Here is a 24,104-nt window from a genome sequence, read left to right on the forward strand (position 1 = left end):
GGCGGACAACGTTCATCATTCGAAACCGTTCCGAGCCCCCGTAGCTCAGGGGATAGAGCACCGCCCTCCGGAGGCGGGAGCGCAGGTTCGAATCCTGCCGGGGGCACCCAACGACGCAGACCTGGATTGCGCGGAGCGCTTTCCAGGTCTGCGTCGTTTGCGTGCCCCGGCGGGATGACGGGAGCGGGTGTCGGACACCGAGGTACGAGGTGACTGACCCCGCGGCTCCTGCCGGGGGCACCCAAGGCCAGTCCACGCGCGAAGCGCGTTCGACTGGCCTTTGTGCTCCCCGGCGCGACTTCAGCCGCGCTGGCTCGAGTCCGTCACCTCGCCGACGAGCTCCTCGATCACGTCCTCGAGGAAGACGACGCCCAGAATCTCGCCGTCATCGGCCACGACCCGGGCCAGGTGGGAACCCGTGCGCTGCATCGTGGCGAGCACCGATTCGACCTCGTCGCTCCGGCGCACGTTGGCCATCCTCCGGATCCGCTTCGACGGCACCGGCTGGAGGCGCTCCTCCTCGTCCGCGAAGAGCACGTCCTTGAGGTGGAGGTAGCCCGACAGCGTCCCTCCGGCGTCGACCACGGGGAATCGGGAGAAGCCGTGGCGGGCCACGAGTCGCTCGATGGCGTCCGGCGTCGTCTCGGTGTCGACGGTGATGAGTTGGTCGACCGGCACGCCGACGTCGCCGGCGTCCTTGTCGCTGAACTCGAGGGCTGCGCCGAGCAGGCCGTACTGCTCCGGTTCGACGAGTCCCTCCTTGTGCGACTCGGACACGATCTGTGCCACTTCCTCCGCCGTGAACGCGGAGCCCAACTCGTCCTTGGGGTCGACCCCGAAAGCTCGCACGAACATCTTGGACACCCAGTCCATGACGCTGATGACGGGCTTGACGATGCGGGACACGACCACGAGGGCCGGGACCAACGCGATGGCGGCGCGTTCTGGCGTCGCGATGGAGAGGTTCTTCGGGATCATCTCGCCGACGACGACGTGGAGGAAGACGACCACGAGGAGGGCGAGGACGAGCGCGAGCACGTCGGCGACGGCCTCGGGAGCACCCAACGCCTCGACCGGCCCCACGAGCGCGTGGTGCAGAGCCGCCTCGGACACCGCACCGAGCAGCACCGAACAGACAGTGATCCCGAGCTGGGCCGTCGCGAGCAGGATTCCGGTGCGAGACATGGCGTCGAGGGCCTTCTGCGCCCGCTTGTTGCCCTCATCGGCGAGGGGTTCGAGCTGACTGCGGCGTGCCGACATTGCTGCGAACTCGGCCCCGACGAAGAAGGCATTGGCGAGGAGCAGGACGACCGTGATGAGGATGGTTCCGACACTCATGCGGGCGCTCCTTCCTCGTTCGGCTCACCGGGACCGGCGTCGCGCAGGCCCTCACCGTCAGCGGGGGTCGGGGTGAAACGCAACCGATCGACGCGCCGCGCCTCCATGTCGATGACCGTGATCCGCCAGCCCGGGAGCTCGACGACCTCGCCAACGGACGGCACGTGTCCCAGCTCGGCCATGACGAATCCGGCGACTGTCTCGTATGCCGGCCCCTCGGGGATCTCGATCCCGGTGCGCCTGAGCACTTCGTCGGGTCGCCAGAGCCCGGGCACCGTCCAGGAACCGTCGGTCATCTTGCGGCCGGTCGTCTGACTGCGGTCGTGCTCGTCGGACACCTCACCGACGATCTCCTCGACGAGGTCCTCGAGGGTGACGACACCGGACGTGCCGCCGTACTCGTCCACGACGATGGCGAACTGCTGGCCGCTGTCGCGGAGGTGGATGAGCAGCGGGTCGAGCCGGATGGTCTCCGGCACCACGAGCGGCGGGGTCATGAGGGCCGAGACGGGCACGTCGTCGCGACGCTCGTGCGGGACGGCGATGGCCTTCTTGACGTGGACGACCCCGTCGACGTCGTCCCAGTCGTCGTCGATGACAGGGAAGCGTGAGTGGCCGGTGTTGCGGGCCAGTTCCACGCACTCACGGGCCGACGCCGAGCGGTCGATGGCCGTCGCCCGCGAGCGCGGCGTCATGACGTCGGCGGCAGTCTGCTCGCCGAACGTCAGGGAGGCCGTGACGAGCCGCGCCGTGCCGAGGTCGAGAGTTCCGGCCTCGGCAGAGGTCCGGACCAGGGACGCCAACTCAGCGGGGCTGCGCGCCGCGGAGAGCTCCTCCTGCGGTTCGACACCCATGGCGCGCAGGGCGGAGTTCGCGGTCCCGTTGAGGACGTGGATGAAGGGCTTGAACGCCAGGGCGAACCAGCGCACCGGACCCGCAACCCACTTCGCCGTCGCGAGCGGCGCGGAGATGGCCAGCGTCTTGGGCACCATCTCGCCGACGATCATCGAGAACACGGTCGCGATGACCATGGCGAGCACCGAGGCCACGCGCTCTGCCGAGGACTCCCCCAGCCCCAGCGACTCGAGCGGACCGAGGAGGAGGGCGCCGATCGACGGGTTGGCGAGGAAGCCCAGCACGAGCGTCGTGAGGGTGATGCCGACCTGCGAGGCGGACAGCTGCGTCGACAGTGCGCGCAGCGAGGTCAGAACGGAGCGGGCGCCCCCTTCGCCGCGCTCGACGGCCTTCTCGACGGTGGGCCGGTCGAGTGCGACGAGCGCGAACTCCGCGGCAACGAACAATGCGGTCCCCAGCGTCAGCGCGATGCCGGCGAGGACGAGTAACCACTCGGTCATAGTGCGCACCATCCTAGGAGCAGAGCGGCCACGTCCCCCTCCGGGCGGAGCCCGGTTCCACCATGAGGTTGACCCTGACGCCACGTGAGCCTGCGAGACTCGGGGGCATGGCCAGCCTCCAGCACCCACCGGGTGTCGTCCGATGACCACCGCCCAGACCACCACCTCGACGCGAGGCGCTCGCATCGAGGCACGAGACCTCACCAAGACCTTCGGCGCCTTCAAGGCGGTCGACACCCTGAGCTTCGAGGTCGAGCCCGGTCGGATCACCGGCTTCCTCGGCCCGAATGGCGCCGGCAAGACGACGACGCTGCGCATGCTCCTCGGGTTGATCCACCCTACCGCGGGGTCCGCGACGATCGACGGGCAGAAGTACCACGACCTCGATCACCCGCAGTCGATCGTCGGGTCGGCCCTCGAGGCCACGAACTTCCACCCCGGACGCAGCGGCCGTGACCACCTGCGCGTCCTGGCCGCCGCAGGCGGCCTGCCTGACAGCCGCGTCGACGAACTCCTCGAGCTGACCGGCATACCCGCTGCCGCGCGCAAGCGCGCCGGTGAGTACTCCATGGGCATGCGACAGCGCCTCGGCCTCGCCGCCGCACTCCTCGGCGACCCGCGCGTCCTGATCCTCGACGAACCGTCGAACGGCCTCGACCCCGAGGGCATCCGGTGGCTGCGCGGCTTCCTCCGGCACCTGAGCAACGAGGGCAAGACGATCCTCGTCTCGAGCCACCTCCTGCAGGAGGTCGAGCAGACCGTCGACGACGTCGTCATCATCGCCAACGGTCGGATGGTGCGCTCCGGCGCCATGTCCGAACTGCGTGGCGCCCCCTCGACCATCGTCCGGACGTCCGACCCGGCCCAGCTCGCCGGCGCCCTCCGCGTCGCAGATGTCCTGGCCCAGCCGGGCGATGACGGCGAGCTCATCGTCGAGACGACCGACAAGCGCCTCGTCGGCGACGTCGCTCTCCGCGCGGGGCTGCCGATCTGGGAGCTGCGCGACCGCAAGGCCGACCTCGAGGCGCTGTTCTTCGAACTCACCGAAGGCACGAACCGCAACCTCGGCGACGGCAACGCTGTCCCCACAGCGACCGCTCCGACAACCCACGCACCTCACGAGACCGATGCCATTTCCGGCCAGGAAGGGGCGAACGAGTGATGGGCGCCGCCATCAAGTCCGAGTTCCGCAAGTTCTTCACGACCCGCCTCTGGTGGGGCATGGCCATCGGCATCTTCGTGTCTGCCGCGCTCTTCTCCGGCTTCTTCGGCTGGGCCCTCACCTCCGACGACATCACGGCCGACCAGACCGGTGTCGAGGGCAGCGCGACCCAGATCGTCAACTCCGTCTACACCGGAGGGCTCAGCGTCGGCTACCTGCTGATGCTGACGGTGGGGATCATGCAGATCGGCTCCGAGTACCGCCACAAGACGATCACGTCGACCTTCCTGTCGACACCGAAGCGGGTCACGGCCATGTTCGCCAAGATCGTGGCGCTGCTCGGCATCGGCGCGGTCTACGGTCTGATCAGCCTGCTCGGCTCCGTCTCCGTCGGTGCCATGGTCCTCTCGCTTCGCGACATCGACCCGTTCCCGTCGACAGAGGTCCTTCGAACGCTCGCTCTGAGCCTTCTCGCACTGGGACTGTGGGCGCTCATCGGTCTGGGCGTCGGCATCCTCATCCCCAACCAGGTTGCCGCCATCCTCGTCGGGGTCGGCGTGGCCTGGATCATCGAGCCGCTCCTCGGGTTCGGACTCAGTTTCGTCGACGCGCTCCAGGGAGTCGTGCCGTACCTCCCGAGCCAGGCGACCAACGCGATGGTCAACGGGGTGACCCAGAGCGGAGTCGAGGTCAAGCCTCTGTCGTGGTGGGCGGCGGCCCTCGTCCTCGCCGCCTACGCCGCGGCGCTCAGTGCCTTCGGCACCTGGCGCACCGTTCGTCAGGACATCTCGTAGGGACCGCCTCACCGCGGGCGCGGAGCCGGATTCAGGGGCCGGTTCCCACCGCGGTGAGGACACGAAAAGACGAGCCGGTATGCCGGGTGCGAGCCACCCGGCATACCGGCTCGTTTCGTTCCGCGGGACGACCCCGCCGACCTGACCGACCCACGCTCGCGCGAACCGCACGGAGAGATAGGCTGACCGCACACGTGAACCCGCGAGTCAACACGCAGAAAGAGGCGTAACCGCCGTGCCTGACCAGCCCGCTTCGAGCGATCCCCTGCAAGCCTTCGGCCCCAACGAGTGGCTGGTGGATGAGCTCTACGAGCAGTACAAGAACGACAAGAACTCTGTCGACAAGGCGTGGTGGGACTTCTTCGCTGACTACGACCCGGCCTCCGGACACGCCGGCAGCGGCAATGGTGTGACCCAGGACGGCACGGCTCCCGCCGCCGGCTCCGCCCCCGCGCCGGCTGCCGTTCCCGCGGCTCCCGCTCCCGCCCCGGCTCCCGCTGCGCCCGCGCCCGCCGCCGCTGCGCCCGCGCCCGCTGCTCCTGCAGCAACTCCTGCACCTGTAGCAACTCCTGCACCTGCCGCAGCTCCCGCACCTGCTGCTGCGCCCGCGCCCGTGCCCGCGAACGCCCCGGCCACCAGCGCGACCCCGACCGAGGCCCCCACGCCCCGGGACGCCAAGCCCACCAAGTCGGAGGGTGCCGTGAACGAGCCGGAGAACACCCCGATCCGCGGGGCCAGCGCGCGCGTCGTGACCAACATGGAGGCGTCGCTCGCCGTCCCGACCGCGACGAGCGTGCGCGCGGTCCCGGCGAAGCTCCTCGTCGACAACCGCATCGTCATCAACAACCACCTCGCGCGCTCGCGTGGCGGCAAGGTGAGCTTCACCCACCTCATCGGCTACGCCGTGGTCAAGGCCCTCGGTGTCATGCCGGCCATGAACACCGGCTTCACGACCGACGAGAAGGGCAAGCCCGTCCTCGTCACACCGGCCCACGTGAACTTCGGTCTCGCCATCGACCTCGAGAAGCCGGACGGCACCCGCCAGCTGCTCGTGCCGTCGATCAAGGCCGCGGAGACGATGGACTTCGCGCACTTCTGGACCGCCTACGAGGACATGGTCAAGAAGGCCCGCGGCGGCAAGCTCACCGTCGAGGACTTCCAGGGCACGTCGATCTCGCTCACCAACCCCGGCGGCATCGGCACCGTCCACTCCGTGCCGCGCCTCATGGCCGGTCAGGGCGCCATCATCGGCGTCGGCGCGATGGACTACCCCGCCGAGTGGCAGGGCGCCAGCGACGAGACCCTCAACCGCAACGCCGTCTCCAAGATCCTCACCCTGACGAGCACCTACGACCACCGCATCATCCAGGGCGCCCAGTCCGGCGAGTTCCTGCGGGTCATCCACCAGCTACTCCTTGGCGAGAACGGCTTCTACGACGAGATCTTCGAGAGCCTGCGCATCCCCTACGAGCCGGTGCGCTGGGTCCAGGACATCTCCGCCACGCACGACGACGACATCAACAAGGTCGCGCGCGTCCAGGAGCTCATCCACGCCTACCGCGTGCGTGGCCACCTCATGGCCGACACCGACCCGCTCGAATACAAGCAGCGTCGCCACCAGGACCTCGACGTCACGAGCCACGGCCTGACGCTCTGGGACCTCGACCGCTACTTCGCCACGGGCGGCTTCGGCGGCGAGCCGTTCCTCAAGCTCCGCAAGATCCTCGGCATCCTGCGCGACAGCTACTGCCGCAGCATCGGCGTCGAGTACATGCACATCCAGGACCCCGAGCAGCGCGAGTGGATCCAGTCCAAGATCGAAGTCGGCTACGCCAAGACGACCCGCGAGGAGCAGCTGCGCATCCTCCGTCGCCTCAACGCCGCCGAGGCCTTCGAGACGTTCCTCCAGACGAAGTTCGTCGGCCAGAAGCGCTTCTCGCTCGAGGGTGGCGAGTCGGTCATCGCCCTGCTCGACCGCGTCCTGTCCCGGGCTGCCGAGGACGAGCTCGACGAGGTCTGCATCGGCATGCCGCACCGTGGTCGTCTCAACGTGCTCGCCAACATCGCGGGCAAGTCCTACGGCCAGATCTTCCGCGAGTTCGAGGGCAAGCAGGACCCGAAGTCGGTCCAGGGTTCCGGTGACGTGAAGTACCACCTCGGCACCGAGGGCACCTTCACCGCCGAGGGCGGTGCGACGACGAAGGTCTATCTCGCCGCCAACCCCTCGCACCTCGAGGCCGTCAACCCCGTGCTCGAGGGCATCGTGCGCGCCAAGCAGGACCGCCTCAACCTCGCCGGCGAGGACTTCACCGTCCTGCCCGTGCTCCTCCACGGTGACGCGGCGTTCGCTGGCCAGGGTGTCGTCGCCGAGACGCTCAACCTGTCGCAGCTGCGCGGCTACCGCACCGGCGGAACCGTCCACGTCGTCATCAACAACCAGGTCGGCTTCACGACGTCGCCGAGCTCGTCGCGCTCCTCGACGTACTCGACGGACGTCGCGCGGATGATCCAGGCGCCGATCTTCCACGTCAACGGTGACGACCCGGAGGCGTGCGTGCGCGTCGCCGAACTCGCCTACGAGTTCCGGCAGGAGTTCGCCAAGGACGTCGTCATCGACATGGTGTGCTACCGCCGTCGCGGACACAACGAGGGCGACGACCCGTCGATGACGCAGCCGCTCATGTACAACCTCATCGAGGCCAAGCGCAGCGTCCGCAAGCTCTACACCGAGTCCCTCATCGGTCGCGGAGACATCACGGTCGAGGACGCCGAGGCCGCGCTGCGCGACTACCAGCAGCAGCTCGAGCGAGTCTTCGTCGAGACCAAGGAGGCCCTCAAGCAGAACGAGGCCGACGCGGCGCAGGCAGCGGACGACAACTACACCGGCACGGACGTCGAGGGCCACACCGGCCTCGAGCCGCCCACCGCGCAGACCGCCGACGCGGCAACCCGGTCCGCCACCGACACGGCGATCTCCCCCGAGGAGCTCAAGGCGATCGGCGAGGTCTTCGCCAACCCGCCGCACGGCTTCACGGTGCACCCCAAGCTCCAGCAGATGCTCGACAAGCGCGTCGGCAGCATCAGCCAGGGCGGAATCGACTGGGCCACCGGTGAGCTCCTGGCCTTCGGGTCGCTCCTCAAGGAGGGCACCCCGGTGCGCCTCGCCGGTCAGGACAGCCGTCGCGGCACGTTCGTGCAGCGCCACGCCGTCCTCATCGACAAGGAGACCGCTCTCGAGTGGACGCCGCTCCTCTACCTCGGTGAGGGGCAGGCGCGCTTCTGGGTCTACGACTCGCTGCTGTCGGAGTTCGCCGCGATGGGCTTCGAGTACGGCTACTCCGTCGAGCGGCCGGATGCGCTCGTCCTCTGGGAGGCGCAGTTCGGCGATTTCTTCAACGGCGCCCAGACGATCGTCGACGAGTTCATCTCCTCGTCCGAGCAGAAGTGGGGCCAGCGGTCCTCCGTCGTCCTGCTCCTGCCCCACGGCTACGAGGGACAGGGACCGGACCACTCCTCCGCCCGCATCGAGCGCTTCCTCACCATGTGCGCCGAGGACAACATGACGGTGGCCTACCCGTCGACGCCGGCGAGCTACTTCCACCTGCTGCGTCGCCAGGCCTACGCCCGACCGCGTCGTCCGCTCATCGTGTTCACGCCGAAGTCGATGCTGCGCCTCAAGGCGGCGTCGAGCATGCCCGAGGACTTCACCACCGGAACGTTCCGACCCGTCCTGCCCGACCGCGACGGGGCCACGAGCGGCACCGTCGACCGCGTCCTCCTGGCCGCGGGCAAGGCCGTGCACGAACTCGAGGCCGAGCGCGCCAAGCGTGGTGACACGAGCACCGCCATCCTTCGCCTGGAGCAGTACTACCCGCTCCCCGGCAAGGAACTGGCTGACGAACTGGCGAAGTACCCCGAGGCCGAGATCGTCGTCGTCCAGGACGAGCCGGCCAACCAGGGTGCGTGGCCGTTCCTCGCGCTCAACCTGCCGCAGGCTCTCGCCGAGCACGGCGTCCAGCGTCCGCTGCGCGCCATCTCCCGCAAGGCGTCGGCCTCCCCGGCCACCGGCTCCAACAAGAAGCACCAGGAGGAGCAGGCCGAGCTCATCGCGGCGGCCTTCAACCGCTGACCCGACCTTCGGCAGACAACAGCGTGGCCCCGGCAATCCTGCCGGGGCCACGCTGTTGTGTTGTCCTCGTGCGGAAACGTCTCTCGCTGATCAGCGCCGGTAGTAACCGGCCACATCGACTATCAGGTGGGCCTGAACCCCTTCGGGGACGCTGAATCGCACTACCCCCCGTGCATCGACCGGCACGACCGTCGAGTTTCCGACGGTTTGCTGCGCCCTGAAGTTCAAGGTTGAGGCGCCGCTCAGGCTGAACTCCGGGTGCGTCTGCATGTACCCGCTGCGGTTGGCACCTGTCACTGTCGTTCGAAGCATCACGGCACGAGCACCGAGCGGCACGTCAGGGAGCGCAAGGCTGACCGGGGTGCTCCCCACTGCGCCCGGTGCGCCCAATCCGATTCTGGTATCCATGGCCCGGGTGGGTGCCGTGGCGATGAAGCCTGCTCCCGTGTCGACCGCATACACCGCCACCAGGTCGATGATGACGTGTGTCTCACCCGCGAAGTTGGTCAGGTCCGCGTGGCCCCGATCATCCAGTCGGACGACCGCGAGGTTCGCCACCGTTTCGCCAGCCGCAACGTTGAGATTCGACGCGGTGGGTTGCGTGGCATTGCTCGGGTAGGCGGTGAGGTGAGTTCGCGACGTCGCTCCCGTCGCCGTGATGTTGACGATCACCGCCGTGGGTTCTGGGTACCCTGCCTCCGACTGAGCGCCGAAGCTGAGGGTGCCGCCGGCACGCAACTTTCCGGGAAGGGTACCGATGCCGGTTCGGGTGTCCACGAGGCGCGTCCCGGGGTGTGCCACGGCTACGGACCCTCCGGTGGGCGTGGTGTACCCAGCGAGGTCTGCGATGACCTGCACGAAACCTGTGTTGTTGCGCAGGAGGATGCGACCGTCAGAACCGACCGGAACAGTCACGAGGCTCGCGACCGTCTGTCCCGGTGCAACGTTGAGGTTCGACGCTGCGGGGCGCACGGAACCGGAGGCCCATGCCTGCAGGTAGGTGGATGCAGTCGAGCCAGTGGCCGTCAGGTTCAGGGTGACTGTTCGCGTTCCTGCAGGCAGCGACGGCACGAGAAGATTCACGATCTCACCGGGCCCCACAGCACGCTTCGGGGCACCCGTTCCGTACCGGGTGTCGAGCACACGTCGCGGGGTGACGGGGTGGTATCCGCTTCCGAATCCCGTGGATGTCGTGAGCCTGATCTCTTGCGACACCGGCCCGAAGCCCAACTCCCCGCTGGCGCGCACCGTGTAACCGAACGTCTGGCCCGCGCGAGAGTCCGTGAAAGTCCAGTCTCCGTACCGAGTTCTCTGGCAGCGCACCGTGGCGCCGTCAAGACGGTGCTGGCACACCTCATACAGGTCGATCCGGTCGTACCCCAGAGGCCGCAGCCACGAGACGAATACGTCACCATTCGGACGAATCTCACCCGTGATCACAGGTGCCTGCGGCTCCGTGGTGACGTAGACGGTTTCGGAGGGCCCCGAGGTGTCAGAGGAACCCACGACGTTGCGGGCCGTGACGACGAAGCTATGGCCGATGGTCGGATCCATGCTGTCGAAGAGCACGGTCGCCGTTCTGCCTTGGGCTGGTCGCGGCACGATCAGGCTTCGACGCGTCGAAAGGTCCGTGACGACGAAGTCGTCGATCGGACTCGACGTCGAAGTCCAGTACCACTCGACGTTCACGGTCGTTCGGTAGGCCGTGACCCGACCCACCGCTGGGGTGGCAGGAAGCCCCCACGTCCTCGTGGGCCAGTAGTACTCGTAGGGGACACCTTGGCCCAACGAGTTCGCTGCCGTCACGCTGAAGGTGTACTCGCTGTCGTCCGCCAGGCCGGTGAAGGTGTAGGTCCGCGCATCAGGACCCACCAGAACCGAGCGTGCGCCGGGATTGAGTACGAGCCTGTAACCGGTAACGGGCGCTCCGCCATCGTCCTCTGGACTCGCCCACCGTACTGTGAGCGCCCCGCGCGCCGTGGCCTCGATCCCAACCTCCCGAGGCGCACTGGGGGTTCCCACAAGGGCCTCGGACCGAACGCCCGTGGCCGCGAGACCGTCCCCGGGACCAGCGGCTGTGGCTGCGTGCGGCTGGCCCCATGCCAGCAGGGACATCAGCACCGTCGCCATCCAGATCGTCCGCGTCGTGCGCTCCAGCATGAGTTCTCCTTCGAACACCCGGCCACATCGCCGCCGAGGGAGTATGGCAGATCCGGCGACCCGCTCGCGCATTTTCGCCGGAGTACGGCACGGCCTTCAGCCTCCCGTAGGGCCCGCCACATAGGGTGGATCCGTGTACTTCACTGACCGAGGGATCGAGGAACTCGAGTCGCGACGTGGCGACGAGGAAGTCACCTTCGCGTGGCTCGCCGAGCAGCTGCGCACCTTCGTGGACCTCAACCCCGACTTCGAGACCCCCGTCGAACGGCTCGCCACCTGGCTGGCCCGCCTCGACGACGAGGACGACTGACGATGACCGACCACACCACCACGACGGACGACCCGAGCCACGCGAGCGACGAGGCCGCGGGGGACATCGAGTTCCGCCCGAGTGCGGAGTTCACCGTGCCCACTGAGGGCCCGCGCGACGTGGCCGTCGTCTTCATCGGCGACTCCATGGTGGCCGGTGTCGGCGATCCCAAGGGGCAGGGTTGGGTGACCCGCGTGGTCGGCCGTACGCACCACCCCGAGGTGGAGTTCACGTCCTACAACCTCGGTGTCCGCGGCCAGACCAGCGGTGACATCCTCGCCCGGTGGCACACCGAGTGCCCGCCGCGGTGGAAGTCACGCGGCGAACGGCGTCTCGTCATCTCGTGCGGGGCGAACGACATCGCCGCAGGCGTCACCCTCGCGAGGCACCGCCTCAATCTCGCCAACATCCTCGACGAGGCCGCGAGCAACGGCGTCTCCACGTTCGTGGTGAGCAACCCGCCCACGAGCGATCAGGCGTTCAACGACAAGCTCGCCGTCCTCGTCGACGCGCAGGCAGACGTCTGCGCCCGCCGTGGCGTCCCGTTCGTCGACTGCTTCCGACCGCTGCTCGGTCACGACCAGTGGAGCTCGGAGCTGGCCGCCAGCCGCGACGGGCACCACCCGGGTCAAGCCGGCTACGGCCTCATCGCGTGGCTCGTCCTCCACAACGGCTGGAACGAGTGGCTCCGGATCTGACCCGCAGTCAGCTCGTGAAGACGATCTTTCCGGTCACCTGACCGTCGACCATCTTCGCGAAGCCGTCGCGGGCGTCGGCGAGAGGGATCACCGAGTCGACGAGCGGCTCGATCCGCTGGTTCACCACGAAGTTGGCGAGGAGCTGGAGTTCTGCACGACTGCCCATCGTGGAACCCACGACCCGCAGCTGCTTGAAGAAGATCTTCGTCAACTCCGCCTTGGCCGGTGCGTCGCCCGAGGTCGCACCCGAGATGACGATCGTGCCGCCGGGTCGCAGGGAATTCACGGAGTGCGACCACGTGGCCGCTCCGACGGTCTCGAGCACGGCGTCGACCCGCTCGGGGAGGCGCTCCCCGGAGCCGAACGCGCGGTCGGCCCCCAGCGCCACGGCCTGCTCGCCCTTGGCTGCGTCGCGCGTCGTCACCCACACGCGGATCCCGGCGGCCGCGCCGAGCTGCACCAGTGCGGTCGCGACACCACCGCCGGCACCCTGCACGAGGACCGTGCTTCCGGGCTGGACTCCCGCGTTCGTGAAAAGCATCCGGTATGCCGTGAGCCAGGCTGTCGGGAGGCATGCGGCCTGCTCCCAGCTGAGTTCCGCCGGCTTGGGCACGACGTTCGCCCGGGGCACGGCGACCTTGGTCGCGAGGGTTCCGTCGTGGAGTTCCGAGAGCAGGGTGCGCCGCGGATCGAGCGTCTCGTCGCCGCTCCAGCCCTCGGACGGAATGACGGCGTGGACCATGACCTCGTTGCCGTCGGGGTCGATTCCTGCGGCGTCGCAGCCGAGGACCATGGGCAGCCGGTCGGCCGGCAGTCCGACTCCGCGCAGTGACCAGACGTCGTGGTGGTTCAGGGCACTGGCCTTGACGTCGACCACCACCCAGCCGTCACGGGCCTGCGGATCGGGCCGCTCCCCCACCTCGAGGCCGGCGAGCGGGTCGGTCTGGGACTGGGCGACGGCGGCGACTGCGAGCATGAATCCGACCCTACCCAAACGGATTCGCCGCAGTGCGACGATGTGACCATGACCCCTGACGCACTCCTCGGGAGTGGTCCCATCGTCGTGGACGGTGGTCTGTCCACGGCGCTGGAGTCACGCGGCCACGATCTGTCGGGCCGGCTCTGGTCCGCCCGGCTGCTGCACGACGCACCCTCGGAAATCGTCGCGGCGCACCGTTCCTTCGTCGCTGCCGGGGCGGCCATCGTGATCTCGGCGTCCTATCAGGTGAGCCATGCCGGATACGCAGACGTCGGCCTGACCGCGGAGCAGTGCGACGCCGATCTCGAGACGTCGATCCGGCTGGCCCGCGAGGCTGCTGGCGATCGCGCCCTGGTCGCCGCCTCGGTTGGCCCCTACGGGGCACACCGAGCCGACGGCTCCGAGTACACCGGCTATCCCGACGCCGGGCGAGCCACTCTGCGCGACTTCCATGCCCGGCGTCTTGAGCGCCTGGTCGCGGCCGGACCGGACCTCGTCGCGGTCGAGACCCTCCCCGAACTCCTCGAGGCCGAGGTCGTCGTCGACCTCCTGTCCGAGGTCGCGCCCGATCTTCCGTACTGGGTCTCCTACTCCGCCACCGACGGTGGACGGCTCACCGGCGGAGCGCCGTTCGCCGAGGCCGTCGACGTCGTGCGGGGCCCGGCCGTGGCTGTCGGCGTGAACTGCACGGCGCCCCGCCACCTCGACACCCTCCTCGAGTCGGCGACGCCGAACCTCCCCTTCGTCGTCTACCCCAATGCGGGGGCGACCTACGACCCGGTCGACAAGACCTGGTCGGACGACGGGCGGGGCGAGTTCAGTGCGGCGTCCGTGCAGCGATGGCGGGACCACGGCGCACGGTTCATCGGCGGCTGTTGCGGCATCGATGCTGCCGGGATCCGCGCGCTCTCCGCCGTGCTCGCGGCCTGAGTCAGACGCCCAGGACAGTGGGGGCCGCTCGGCGAAGGGCGTCCCGCCAGTCCGGGATCGGGTCGAGACCGGTCGCCGTCCAGCGGTCGTGACCGAGGACCGAGTATGCCGGCCGCGGAGCCGGACGTGGGAACGCATCGGTCGTCGTCGGGGTCACCCGTTCCGGGTCGAGTCCCAGCTCCTCGAAGATGGCGCGGGCGAACCCGAACCAGGTCGTCTCGCCACCGCTCGTCCCGTGCCAAATGCACCCGGGCGCGTCGGCCTCGACGAGTCGCACGATCGCTGCTGCGAGGTCCGCCGTCCACGTGGGCTGTCCGAGCTGGTCGTCCACGACCGAGAGGGTGTCCCGCTCCGATGCCAGTCGAGCCATGGTCGCGGCGAAGTTCGGGCCACCGGCGCCATAGAGCCACGCCGTGCGCACGACCCACGCCGAGGGGCAGTGGGCGAGCACCGCCCACTCCCCAGCAGCCTTGGTCCGCCCATAGGCCGAGCGCGGAGCGATCGGTGCGTCCACGGCATACGGGCTGGTCGCGTCGCCGGAGAACACGTAGTCGGTCGAGACGTGGACCAGACGAGCTCCGGACCGGGCACAGGCGGTAGCGAGGTTCGCGGCACCGACCGCGTTGACGGCGAAAGCGTCGGCCTCACGGGTCTCCGCGTCGTCCACCGCGGTCCACGCAGCCAGATTGGCGACGACGTCGTGTCCCTCGATCGCCTCCGCGACGGCAGCGTGGTCGGTGACATCGAGGTCGGCCCGGGTCAGGGCCGTCACGTCGTGCCCTGCTGCATCGAGGAGCGGCAACAGGTCCGTCGCGAGCATGCCGGCGGCACCGGTCACGAGCCACCGGGTCACGAGCGCTCCACGACCGTCTGCGTCGCGGCGTACTTCCGTTCGGTCGCGTCCTTCATCGGGCGCCACCAGTCCTCGTGGGTGCGGTACCACTCGATGGTGGCGGCCAGCCCCTCACGGAAGCTCGGGTACTCGGGCGCCCAGCCGAGCTCGGTGCGCAGGCGCGTGGAGTCGATGGCGTAGCGGCGGTCGTGGCCGGGGCGGTCGGTGACGTGGTCGTAGTCGTCCGCGCCCTGGTCCATCAGCTCGAGGATGTCGCGCACGACCGTGCGGTTGTCGACCTCGCCGTCCGCTCCGATGAGGTAGGTCTCGCCGATCTCGCCCCGGTCGATGATCGCCCACACGGCACGGTTGTGGTCATCGACGTGGATCCAGTCGCGGACGTTGAGTCCGTCGCCGTAGAGCTTGGGACGCACGCCGTCGATGACGTTGGTGATCTGGCGTGGGATGAACTTCTCGACGTGCTGGCGCGGGCCGTAGTTGTTGGAGCAGTTCGAGATCGTGGCCTGCACACCGAAGGACCGCACCCAGGCCCGGACGAGCAGGTCGCTCGCACCCTTGGTGGATGAATAGGGACTCGACGGGTTGTAGGGGGTGGCCTCGGTGAAGCGCGTCGGGTCGTCGAGCTCCAGGTCGCCGTAGACCTCGTCGGTCGAGATGTGGTGGTAGCGCTTGCCGTGCCGGCGGACCGCCTCGAGCAGCGTGAAGGTCCCGACGACATTGGTCTGCACGAAGGGCCACGGGTTGTCGAGGGAGTTGTCGTTGTGCGACTCGGCAGCGAAGTGGACGACGAGGTCGTGGTCGGCCACGAGCCGGTCGACGAGCTCCGCATCGGCGATGTCGCCCTCGACGAGCTCGATGCGATCCTCGACCCCGGCCAGCGATGCGCGGGACCCGGCATAGGTCAGGGCGTCGAGGACCGTGATCTCGACGTCCGGTCGGGAGTCGAGGGTCAGGTGGACGAAGTTGGAGCCGATGAATCCGGCCCCGCCGGTGACAAGGGTGCGCACCCGCAAACCCTAGCCCGAGCGCCCACTGCGCACGTTCGTGCCGATCGCTAGGGTTGCCGCCATGAAGGGCATCATCCTCGCTGGGGGTTCCGGCACGCGTCTCCACCCCATCACTCGTGGAATCAGCAAGCAGCTGATGCCGATCTACGACAAGCCGATGGTCTACTACCCGCTGGCCACCCTGATGATGGCGGGGATCCGCGAGATCCTCATCATCACGACCCCTCAGGACCGGGAACAGTTCGAGCGCCTCCTCGGCGACGGTCGCGAGTGGGGCATCGAGATCTCGTATGCCGTCCAGCCCAGTCCCGACGGACTTGCCCAGGCGTTCATCATCGGAGCCGACTTCATCGGCGACGAGTCGGTGGCCCTGGTCCTGGGCGACAACATCTTCTACGGCTCCGGCCTGGGTCGGTCCCTGCGCAACCTCACCGACGTGCGTGGCGGGCACGTCTTCGCCCACCACGTGAGTGAACCCTCGGCCTACGGCGTCGTCGAGTTCGACGAGGACGGGACGGTCCTCTCGATCGAGGAGAAGCCGGCGTCGCCGAAGTCGAGCTACGCCGTCCCCGGGCTCTACTTCTACGACAACGACGTCATCCAGATCGCCCGCGACCTCAAGCCCAGTGCGCGCGGAGAGCTCGAGATCACCGGGGTCAACGACGCCTACCTCCGCCGCGGCGACCTGACCGTGACGGTCCTCCCCCGTGGCACGGCGTGGTTCGACACCGGCACCTTCGAGGGCCTCATGGACGCGAGCCAGTTCGTGCACGTCGTGGAGGCACGGCAGGGCACCAAGATCGGCTGTGTCGAGGAGATCGCGTGGCGCGCCGGCTGGATCGACGACACCGAGTTCTCCGCCCTGGGCGACGCACTCGTCAAGAGCGGCTACGGCGACTACATCCATGCTTGCCTGGCCGAGGGACGAGGACAGAACTGATGCAGATCGAACCCCTGGGCATCGAGGGCGCCTTCGTCGTCACTCCCCGCCAGTTCTCGGACGACCGTGGCGTCTTCCTCGAGTCGTTCCGCGGCGACCGTCTGGCGGAACACCTCGGCCACCGACCCAACATCGTGCAGACCAACATCTCGGTGTCCTCGCGGGGCACCGTGCGCGGCATCCACTTCGCCGACATCCCGCCGGGACAGGGCAAATACATCACCGCCCTGAGCGGCAGCCTCCTCGATTTCATCGTCGACCTGCGGGTGGGCTCGCCGACGTTCGGGGCCGTCGAGCAGGTGCTCCTCGACACGGCCGACCGGCGCGCGGTCTATCTCACCGAGGGACTGGGCCACGCGTTCTGCGCCCTGGAGGACGACACCACGGCCATGTATCTCTGCACGGCGGCCTACAACCCCACGGGCGAACACGGCATCCACCCGCTCGATCCCGAGGTCGGACTCGCGATCCCCGCGGATCTGGCGGTCACGCTCTCACCCAAGGACGAGCAGGCACCGTCCCTCGCCGAGGCGCGGGAGTCCGGTCTCCTGCCCACGTATGCCGCGTGGCAGGACTTCGTCTCCCGCGCCTGAGCGCGGGCCGGTCCGGAGTCAGACCCGGATTCAGGCGAGTCGGGCGACTGCCGCAGCCACGGTGTCCGCGACACCGGGCGCGAACACGCTCGGGACGATCTCCTCGGCCGTCGGCTCGGGCACCATCGCGGCGATCGCCTCGGCGGCGGCGAGCTTCATCGCCTCGGTGATCTGGGCGGCGCCCGAATCGAGAGCGCCCCGGAAGATGCCCGGGAACGCCAGCACGTTGTTGATCTGGTTCGGGAAGTCGGACCGACCGGTCGCGACGACCGCGGCGTGCCGGTGGGCGACGTCGGGGTGCACCTCGGGGTCCGGGTTCGCGAGCGCGAAGATGATGGCGTTCTCCGCCATCAGGGCGACCTCGGACTCGGGGACCGTGCCACCCGAGACACCGATGTAGACATCGGAGCCGTCGAGGGCCACGGCGAGCTGACCGGACAGTCCCCGCGGGTTCGTCGACGCGGCAATGCGGTGCTTGTGACCGGTGAGGTCGCTCCGCGACGGCGAGATGATGCCCCGCGAGTCACAGACGACGACGTCGCGCACTCCGGCCCGCTGGAGGAGCTGGGTCACGGCGACGCCGGCAGCACCGGCACCGGACACGACGACCCGGAGGTCCTCGAGGGCCCGGTCCACGACCTTGGCGGCGTTGATGAGCCCGGCGAGCACGACGATCGCGGTGCCGTGCTGGTCGTCGTGGAAGACCGGAATGTCGAGGCGCTCCTTGAGCTGTGCCTCGATCTCGAAGCACCGGGGGGCCGAGATGTCCTCGAGGTTGATGCCGCCGTAGGACGGTGCGATCCGCGCGATGGCATCGACGAGTTCATCGATGGAACCGGTCTCCATGCACACGGGCACTGCGTCGATGTCACCGAAATGCTTGAAGAGGATCGCCTTGCCCTCCATGACCGGCATCGCGGCCAGCGGACCGATGTCACCCAGGCCGAGCACCGCCGTGCCGTCGGTGATCACGGCGACGGTGTTGCGCCGGGCGGTGTAGCGAGCGGAGAGCGAGGCGTCCTCCGCGATGGCGCGGCACACGTCGGCGACACCGGGCGTGTAGAGGAGGGAGAGGTCGTCCCGGTCCCGAAGCGGCTGCGTCGCGTGTACGCCGAGCTTGCCGCCCTCGTGGGCACGGAACACCGGACCCTCGAAGTCAAAGCTCGAGTACAGCGGGGACGCGGACATGACGGGAACTCCCAACGTGGAGATGGTGGGGCAACCGAACGATCGGTGCCGGTGGCCGAATCCCAGGTGCGGGTCGGCGGAGGGCGGGAGGTGTGCCGCGCCCGGCCATCCTCGCACGTCTTCGACGGCTGCGTCTGCGACTCTCGAGCGTGCTCAATGCCACAATCGGCTCGTGCCGCTCCCCCACCTGCCCCGTCCCCGGGTCGTGCGGGTGCGGGGTCGCTCCATGGAGCCGACCCTCGCCGAGGGCGACCTCCTCCTGACGTGGTGGGGCCGACGAGCGCGCCCGGGCCGTATCGCCGTGGTCCGCCTCCCGCCGGACGCCGATGGACGGCCGCGCCCCCTCTCGATCAAGCGGGTGTCGCGCCGCGACCCCGCCGCACCGGAGCGGTGGTGGATCGACTCGGACAATCCCCGGGAGGGCGTCACTTCCTTCGAGGTCGGCTCACTCACGGACGACGACGTCCTGGCGACCGCCCCCGCACGGCTCTGGCCGCGACCCCGAATCCTCACCACGCGGCATACCCGCTGAACGGCCGCAGGCCGCGTTGTAAGTTGGGACCGGCCGACTATCCGCCCAACGAAAGGGACGTTCATGCGCCTCCCCGCTCTGTTCAGCGTCACCGATGTCAGCGCCCACTGCGACCTGCCCTGCGGCGTCTACGACCCCGCCCAGGCCCGGATCGAGGCGGAGTCGATCAAGGCGATCATCGCCAAGGTCGCGGACAACGACGACCCGGACTTCCGCACCCGCGCGGTCGTCATCAAGGAGCAGCGCTCGCAGCTCGTCAAGGAGCACCTGTGGGTGCTCTGGACCGACTACTTCAAGCCGCCGCACTTCGAGAAGTTCCCGAACCTTCACACCCTGATCAACGAGGCGACCAAGCTCGCCGGCGCATCGGGCACCAAGGGTGAGTTCGATGCCGCGAAGGCGGACGAGCTGCTCGCGAAGATCGACGAGATCGACGCGATCTTCAAGGAGACCAAGAAGGCCTGACCTTCCTGTCACCCATGACGCAGCCCCCGGAGCAGAGGCTCCGGGGGCTGCGTCGTGCTCGGGTCAGATCCGCTGCTCCTGAACGGTCCTGATGAGGGCCTCGACGACCTCGGGGTCGTACTCATAGCCCAGTCCGAGGTGAATCCGTTCGAGCGCCGCGTCGACCGAGGCCTGATCGGCGCGCCCGTGCGAGTAGTCGTCGAACGCGTTGGCCACCTTGATGATCCGGCTCTCCACGGGGATCTGCTCCCCCCACTCGCGCACGTGCCGGAACGGTGTCGTCTGGCGCTCCATCAGGTCGGCCACGTGGTCCAGGACTTCGGTGCGCCGCACGATCCGAGCGCCCTCGGACGCAATCCGACGCTGGTCGTCCGGTGAGGTCATGACCGTCGCCCCCTCGGGGATGGGCGACCGCAAACCCACCTGCCCGAGGTCGTGGAGGAGGGCGGCGTACTCGAGGTCCTGGATCTCCTGGGCGTGCATCCCGAGGACTCGGGCAATGGTCACGGACCTCGCTGCGACTCGGGCCGCATGACCGGTCGGGGTGTAGCCGGCGACCTCGGTGAGCCGCGAAAGGGTGCCGATGGTCTGGCGATAGGTGGCGCGATTGTTCGTGTAGCGACGCACCGCCACATAGGTGAGCACCATGGGAAGCAGGCCCAGGGGAAGGGCCGCCAACCCGATTACCGGGGCCAGGAAGGCGACGAGCGGACCGGCCGCGAGCACTCCCAGGGTGAGCGCCTGGGCCTCCCCCAACTCGTCACGCAATGTGACGGCACCCGGCAGACCCTTGCGGCGCGCGCGGACGAGGGCCGTGAGCACGAGGTCGATGTAGAGCCCGACTGCGGCGGCCAGCAGCATGACGACGGCGACGAGCCAGGACGGGCGTTCCGCATTCACCTGCCAGGCCCAGACTCCGTGCCCTCCGTCCGACCCGATCCGCACCAGCCACGCCGTGACCGTCGCACCGATGGTCCGCGCCGCGACCAAGTACCACTCAGTGGACCGCTTCAGGGCCTTGCGGATGACCATGGCGAGCACGAGAGCCGCCGCCAGGACGAGCGTGACGACGCCCGAGGAGACGTCGAGGTCTGCGCGGTTGTAGACCGGCCCGAGGAGCGCGAGCGCCAGCGCCGACCCCGTGGCGACGGGCGCGGCGACTCGACCCGACGGCATACGCACTCGGAACAGCTCCCCCACCGCGATGACGACCAGGAAGGAGCCCAACACGACACTGTGGTCGCCGACCGCGGCGAGGAGACCGTCGTAGCCGGACACGACGGCCCAGACGACCATCGCGATCGCGATCGCGAGGACGAGTCGCTCGACCCGGCTGGTGGACTTCGAGGTCATGGCGCGAAGGACCCCCCGGCGTCGTATCCGTCCTGCACCCGCACTGCTCTCGTCAGCGCTGCGAGGACTCGGCCACCCGACTCCCCGTGCAGGGTCGACCGTAGCGAGTCCAGCGCGGCGGCGGCGTCAACGTCCTCGTCGCCGTGGAGCAGCAGGTCGTACTCGTCGGCGGCCCTCACGATCTCCGAGGCGATCGACACCTCGTCGCCCGACCCGACTCTCAGCGCGCCCTCCATGACTGCGGTGGCACCCGCGAGGAAGGGCAGCCCCTGCAACATGGCGGCGCCGCGAGGGGCGAACGCGCCGGGTGCCTCGTCGCGCTGACGTGGAGCGACCGCCACCCGACCCAGATCGTGGAGCAGGCCGGCCGTTCGGACGTCCGCGACCACCATCGGGCCCAGCCCGAGGTCCTGAGCCATCCGGGCGGCCAGCACCGAGACACGTTCACTGTGGCCCTCGAGCGCCGGTTCGCGGGTCTCGATGGCCGTCACGAGGGCCCCGAGGGCCCGTTCCCGGGCTGCGCGCTCATCGCCGTACTGGAGCAGCGCCCACCGCGCCCCGGCCAGCGGGGCCAGGGCGACGAGCACCGACACGGCGCCCAGCTGTCCCGGCAGCCACATGACGACCACGAGGAAGGCGATGATGCCGTAGGCGAACTGGGTCAGCCCCGAACTCGTCAACATGTCCACGACCTGGAGCCGGACCGGCACGCCGGCCGACAGGCGGATCACGATGGCGACCAGCACCGCGTTCGTGACGAGGAGTACCAGGTCGGCCACGACGATGGGTGCACCCACGTGCCACATGAGTTCCAGCGGCCCCTTGAGCGAGGCAGCCTCGAATGACCCCTGGGCGAGGTCATAGGCGACCGCACTGAGCATCGTCGAGGCAGACACCGCGGCCGTGTTGAAGATCCGGCGCTGCAGCGCCATGCTGCGCCTCGTGGTCGCGGCCATGATGAGGCTCACCAGGCCGGTCCCCAGCGGGCCGATGATGGGGATCGCGGCCAGGATCACCACGTTGTCGGCGGTGAAGTGGACCCTGCCATCACTGGAGGTCGCGGGCAGCCACCAGGTCAGGGCACCGAGCAGCGCCAGAATTCCCAGCGCCCACCAGTTTTCAGGAAGGCCGTACCGCCGATGGCAGAGGAGTGCCAGCCCGACCGCGAGGACGACAACGCCAGCGATGTAGAGCGGGGTGCCGTGCTTCGTGAACCGCGGTGAGAGGGCCCTGCGACTCAAAGTGTTGAGGGTGTGGTCACCACTGCCAGGTGTCGCCCTGCACGACGTAACGTGCCGACGCACCGTCAGCGGGGGCGGCGGAGGCCGAGGAAGCACCGAGGGCGGACAGGGCAGCCAGCACGATTGCTGCGGCGAGGGTGCGGATGGCGCGCATGGAGTTGAACCTTTCACGGGCCCCAGCCAGGGAAGCTGGGGGTCAGTTGCTCCATACTTCCACGGTTTTTGCGTGTGCGACAATGTAGAGGACGAGTGATCTGCGAAGCCCTGGGCAACGTGCAGGGCACCGGTCACTGTTCATTCCCGACCTCAAGGAGTCCCCATGAGCAAGCGCGCCCGCAAGCGCCGCTCGCGCAAGGGCAACAAGGCCAACCACGGCCGCAAGCCCAACGCCTGAGCACTGCGCAGCAGACGTCGAAGGGCCGATCACCTCACGGTGATCGGCCCTTCGCTGTGTCCGTCGGTCCAGTCGCGGCTGCTCAGCCGTCGAGTTCGAGTCGGACCATCGTGATGCGCTGCATGATCTGGACGCGGAGCTGGTCGGGGCAGGCCTGCTGCTCCTCCGAACGGCGGACGGCAGCCTTCACGGCGCGGTCGAGGTCGTGCTCGTCGAGGCACGGGCCACAGGCCTCGAGGTGCTGGGCCACCCGAGCCACATCCGAGGGCTGCATTTCGCCGTCGAGGTACTCGTAGATCCGGTGGAGGACCTCGGAGCAGTCCGCGTGGTCCTGGTTGTGCATCTCGTTCACGACGAGACCTCCTTGCCGAAGCCGCGCTCGGCGGCATACTCCGTCAGCATTTCGCGGAGCTGGCGCCGTCCGCGGTGCAGGCGCGACATCACGGTGCCAATGGGCGTGCCCATGATGTCGGCGATCTCCTTGTAGGCGAAGCCCTCGATGTCCGCGAGGTAGACCGCCATCCGGAAGTCCTCCGGCAGTTCCTGGAGCGCACGCTTGATCTCGGTGTCCGGCAGGTGATCGAGCGCCTGGGCCTCGGCCGACTTCAGTCCGGTGCTGGTGTGCGACTCCGCGCGGGCCAGCTGGTAGTCCTCGACCTCGGCGGCATCGGACTGGAGCGGCTCGCGCTGCTTCTTGCGGTAGCTGTTGATGTAGGTGTTGGTGAGGATCCGGTACATCCACGCACGCAGGTTGGTGCCGGGCTTGTACTGGTGGAACGCCGCGAAGGCCTTGGCGTAGGTCTCCTGCAGCAGGTCCTCGGCATCGGCCGGGTTGCGCGTCGTGCGCATCGCGGCGGCGTAGAGCTGGTCGAGCAGGGGCAGCGCCTCGGCCTCGAACCGGGCCTGCCGCTCGGCGGGGGTCTCGGTGGCGACGTCCACGGTCGGCTCGTCGCTGGTGGTCTGTGGAGTGGTCATCGCACTCCACCCTAGACCTGTCTCTGCAGGCGATGTCGTGTGCAGAACGAGCACGGGCCAGACCTCTCGGTGACGCGGATGCACCGGGCTGCCGGCGCGTGGGACATGGGAGTCAACGTGTCGGGTGGGGGCGTCATTCCCCGCGTGTAGCGTTTGGCCATGACCACGTCGACCCCCTCCAACTTCGTCAGGCTGCTTGGCGAGCAGGTCCGCCACGAGTTCACGGCGAGCCAGCAATACATCGCGATCGCCATCTGGTTCGACGACCAGGACCTCCCCCGGCTGGCCGAGCGCTTCTACGCCCAGAGCGTCGAGGAGCGCAACCACGCGATGATGATGGTCCGCTACATGCTCGACCGTGACTGGGGCGTCGAGATTCCGGGCGTCGACGCCGTGCGCAACGCCTTCGACAAGCCGGCCGAGCCGATCTCGCTCGCTCTCGCGCAGGAGAAGAACGTCACCGAGCAGTGCGAGGCGCTCTTCCGTGCCGCTCGTGACGAGGGCGACGTCCTCAGCGAGCAGTTCATGCTCTGGTTCCTCAAGGAGCAGGTCGAGGAGGTCTCGTCCATGAACTCGCTGCTCACGATCACCGAGCGCGCCGGAGAGGACTGGTTCCAGATCGAGGAGCACCTCGCCCGCGAGAACCAGTCCGAGCCGGCCGACAGCTCCGCGCCGGAGGCAGCGGGCGGCGCGCTCTGAGCACCGCCC

Annotated in this window: 24 protein-coding genes, 1 tRNA gene and 1 pseudogene; 13 read left to right on the forward strand and 13 right to left on the reverse strand. The window is 68.7% G+C overall.

The window, feature by feature from the left end:
• Positions 1-34: 34 nt before the first annotated feature.
• Positions 35-106, forward strand: a tRNA-Arg gene (locus N803_RS02370).
• A 194-nt stretch (positions 107-300) separates the two neighbouring features.
• Here the strand turns inward: N803_RS02370 and N803_RS02375 are convergent.
• Positions 301-1,338 carry a hemolysin family protein gene (locus tag N803_RS02375; protein ID WP_035902299.1) on the reverse strand — a complete coding sequence of 346 codons (1,038 nt, stop codon included), beginning with the start codon at positions 1,336-1,338 and terminating at the stop codon, positions 301-303.
• Entirely contained in the window at positions 1,335-2,693 is a 1,359-nt protein-coding gene (locus tag N803_RS02380; RefSeq protein WP_156969628.1) for a hemolysin family protein, read from the reverse strand. Before N803_RS02380 ends, N803_RS02375 begins: the two co-directional genes overlap by 4 nt.
• Before the next feature lie 142 nt (positions 2,694-2,835).
• On the opposite strand from N803_RS02380, the gene N803_RS02385 reads away from it, so the two are divergent.
• The 3 genes from N803_RS02385 to N803_RS02395 all read left to right on the forward strand — a co-directional run bounded on the left by N803_RS02385 (position 2,836) and on the right by N803_RS02395 (position 8,778).
• The gene (locus tag N803_RS02385) at positions 2,836-3,855 is read left to right on the forward strand and encodes an ABC transporter ATP-binding protein (protein WP_035902303.1); all 1,020 of its coding nucleotides are present in this window, start codon (positions 2,836-2,838) and stop codon (positions 3,853-3,855) included.
• Positions 3,855-4,649, forward strand: coding sequence for a YhgE/Pip domain-containing protein (locus N803_RS02390; protein ID WP_035902305.1), 795 nt, complete (start codon positions 3,855-3,857; stop codon positions 4,647-4,649). The genes N803_RS02385 and N803_RS02390 overlap by 1 nt, the downstream gene beginning before the upstream one ends.
• A 235-nt stretch (positions 4,650-4,884) precedes the next feature.
• Positions 4,885-8,778, forward strand: coding sequence for a multifunctional oxoglutarate decarboxylase/oxoglutarate dehydrogenase thiamine pyrophosphate-binding subunit/dihydrolipoyllysine-residue succinyltransferase subunit (locus N803_RS02395; RefSeq protein ID WP_035902306.1), 3,894 nt, complete (start codon positions 4,885-4,887; stop codon positions 8,776-8,778).
• A gap of 90 nt (positions 8,779-8,868) precedes the next feature.
• Here N803_RS02395 and N803_RS02400 read toward each other — a convergent pair whose 3' ends face one another.
• Positions 8,869-10,467, reverse strand: a complete 1,599-nt coding sequence (locus N803_RS02400; RefSeq protein ID WP_245616964.1) for a hypothetical protein — start codon at positions 10,465-10,467, stop codon at positions 8,869-8,871.
• Positions 10,468-10,560: 93 nt separating this feature from the next.
• Positions 10,561-11,010, reverse strand: a pseudogene (locus tag N803_RS19145) (fibronectin type III domain-containing protein); the annotation flags it as partial.
• Positions 11,011-11,071: 61 nt separating this feature from the next.
• Between N803_RS19145 and N803_RS18475 the strand changes: the two are divergent.
• A complete protein-coding gene (locus N803_RS18475; RefSeq protein ID WP_169743028.1) occupies positions 11,072-11,248 on the forward strand; it encodes a DUF6104 family protein in 177 nt (58 codons plus the stop codon).
• Positions 11,249-11,250: 2 nt separating this feature from the next.
• Complete coding sequence (locus N803_RS02405) at positions 11,251-11,946, forward strand: GDSL-type esterase/lipase family protein (RefSeq protein ID WP_035902308.1); 696 nt, start codon at positions 11,251-11,253, stop codon at positions 11,944-11,946.
• A 7-nt stretch (positions 11,947-11,953) separates the two neighbouring features.
• Here the strand turns inward: N803_RS02405 and N803_RS02410 are convergent, their stop codons facing one another.
• Positions 11,954-12,922: a zinc-binding dehydrogenase gene (locus N803_RS02410; protein WP_035902309.1), complete on the reverse strand. Its 969-nt coding sequence runs from the start codon at positions 12,920-12,922 to the stop codon at positions 11,954-11,956.
• A gap of 48 nt (positions 12,923-12,970) precedes the next feature.
• Between N803_RS02410 and mmuM the strand changes: the two genes are divergently transcribed.
• The gene (gene mmuM, locus N803_RS02415; protein ID WP_035902311.1) at positions 12,971-13,855 is read left to right on the forward strand and encodes a homocysteine S-methyltransferase; all 885 of its coding nucleotides are present in this window, start codon (positions 12,971-12,973) and stop codon (positions 13,853-13,855) included.
• Between the two features lies 1 nt (position 13,856).
• On the opposite strand, the gene rfbD is transcribed toward mmuM, so the two are convergent.
• Positions 13,857-14,708 carry a dTDP-4-dehydrorhamnose reductase gene (gene rfbD, locus N803_RS02420; RefSeq protein WP_035902313.1) on the reverse strand — a complete coding sequence of 284 codons (852 nt, stop codon included), beginning with the start codon at positions 14,706-14,708 and terminating at the stop codon, positions 13,857-13,859.
• Positions 14,705-15,715, reverse strand: coding sequence for a dTDP-glucose 4,6-dehydratase (gene rfbB / locus N803_RS02425; RefSeq protein ID WP_035902314.1), 1,011 nt, complete (start codon positions 15,713-15,715; stop codon positions 14,705-14,707). Before rfbB ends, rfbD begins: the two co-directional genes overlap by 4 nt.
• A 61-nt stretch (positions 15,716-15,776) precedes the next feature.
• Between rfbB and rfbA the strand changes: the two genes are divergently transcribed.
• Positions 15,777-16,655, forward strand: a complete 879-nt coding sequence (rfbA, locus tag N803_RS02430) for a glucose-1-phosphate thymidylyltransferase RfbA (protein WP_035902315.1) — start codon at positions 15,777-15,779, stop codon at positions 16,653-16,655.
• The gene (locus tag N803_RS02435; protein ID WP_035902316.1) at positions 16,655-17,248 is read left to right on the forward strand and encodes a dTDP-4-dehydrorhamnose 3,5-epimerase family protein; all 594 of its coding nucleotides are present in this window, start codon (positions 16,655-16,657) and stop codon (positions 17,246-17,248) included. The genes rfbA and N803_RS02435 overlap by 1 nt, the downstream gene beginning before the upstream one ends.
• 30 nt (positions 17,249-17,278) lie before the next feature.
• Here N803_RS02435 and N803_RS02440 read toward each other — a convergent pair whose 3' ends face one another.
• A complete protein-coding gene (locus tag N803_RS02440; RefSeq protein ID WP_035902319.1) occupies positions 17,279-18,436 on the reverse strand; it encodes an NAD(P)-dependent malic enzyme in 1,158 nt (385 codons plus the stop codon).
• 172 nt (positions 18,437-18,608) lie between these two features.
• Between N803_RS02440 and N803_RS17830 the strand changes: the two genes are divergently transcribed.
• Both N803_RS17830 and sodN read left to right on the forward strand, forming a co-directional pair.
• Entirely contained in the window at positions 18,609-18,968 is a 360-nt protein-coding gene (locus N803_RS17830; RefSeq protein WP_211253438.1) for a S24 family peptidase, read from the forward strand.
• A 63-nt stretch (positions 18,969-19,031) separates the two neighbouring features.
• Positions 19,032-19,433 carry a superoxide dismutase, Ni gene (gene sodN, locus N803_RS02450; protein WP_035902320.1) on the forward strand — a complete coding sequence of 134 codons (402 nt, stop codon included), beginning with the start codon at positions 19,032-19,034 and terminating at the stop codon, positions 19,431-19,433.
• Positions 19,434-19,496: 63 nt separating this feature from the next.
• Here sodN and N803_RS02455 read toward each other — a convergent pair whose 3' ends face one another.
• Genes N803_RS02455 through N803_RS18215 form a run of 3 tightly spaced genes read right to left on the reverse strand, consistent with a single transcriptional unit; the run spans position 19,497 to position 22,181 of the window.
• Positions 19,497-20,786 carry an HD-GYP domain-containing protein gene (locus tag N803_RS02455; protein WP_035902321.1) on the reverse strand — a complete coding sequence of 430 codons (1,290 nt, stop codon included), beginning with the start codon at positions 20,784-20,786 and terminating at the stop codon, positions 19,497-19,499.
• Entirely contained in the window at positions 20,783-22,027 is a 1,245-nt protein-coding gene (locus tag N803_RS02460) for an HD-GYP domain-containing protein (RefSeq protein WP_035902322.1), read from the reverse strand. The genes N803_RS02455 and N803_RS02460 overlap by 4 nt, the downstream gene beginning before the upstream one ends.
• Positions 22,028-22,043: 16 nt before the next feature.
• Positions 22,044-22,181 carry a hypothetical protein gene (locus N803_RS18215; RefSeq protein ID WP_156969629.1) on the reverse strand — a complete coding sequence of 46 codons (138 nt, stop codon included), beginning with the start codon at positions 22,179-22,181 and terminating at the stop codon, positions 22,044-22,046.
• Positions 22,182-22,346: 165 nt separating this feature from the next.
• On the opposite strand from N803_RS18215, the gene N803_RS19150 reads away from it, so the two are divergent.
• Positions 22,347-22,421, forward strand: coding sequence for a 50S ribosomal protein bL37 (locus N803_RS19150; RefSeq protein WP_009775747.1), 75 nt, complete (start codon positions 22,347-22,349; stop codon positions 22,419-22,421).
• Between the two features lie 82 nt (positions 22,422-22,503).
• On the opposite strand, the gene rsrA is transcribed toward N803_RS19150, so the two are convergent.
• Positions 22,504-22,764: a mycothiol system anti-sigma-R factor gene (gene rsrA, locus N803_RS02465; RefSeq protein WP_035902701.1), complete on the reverse strand. Its 261-nt coding sequence runs from the start codon at positions 22,762-22,764 to the stop codon at positions 22,504-22,506.
• A gap of 5 nt (positions 22,765-22,769) precedes the next feature.
• Positions 22,770-23,396 carry a sigma-70 family RNA polymerase sigma factor gene (locus N803_RS02470; protein WP_035902323.1) on the reverse strand — a complete coding sequence of 209 codons (627 nt, stop codon included), beginning with the start codon at positions 23,394-23,396 and terminating at the stop codon, positions 22,770-22,772.
• A 159-nt stretch (positions 23,397-23,555) separates the two neighbouring features.
• On the opposite strand from N803_RS02470, the gene N803_RS02475 reads away from it, so the two are divergent.
• Positions 23,556-24,095: a ferritin gene (locus N803_RS02475; protein WP_035902324.1), complete on the forward strand. Its 540-nt coding sequence runs from the start codon at positions 23,556-23,558 to the stop codon at positions 24,093-24,095.
• The last annotated feature ends 9 nt before the right edge of the window (positions 24,096-24,104 follow it).

Origin of the sequence: Knoellia subterranea KCTC 19937 (assembly GCF_000768685.1) — a bacterium.
In the GTDB taxonomy this organism is placed as follows: Bacteria; Actinomycetota; Actinomycetes; order Actinomycetales; family Dermatophilaceae; genus Knoellia; species Knoellia subterranea.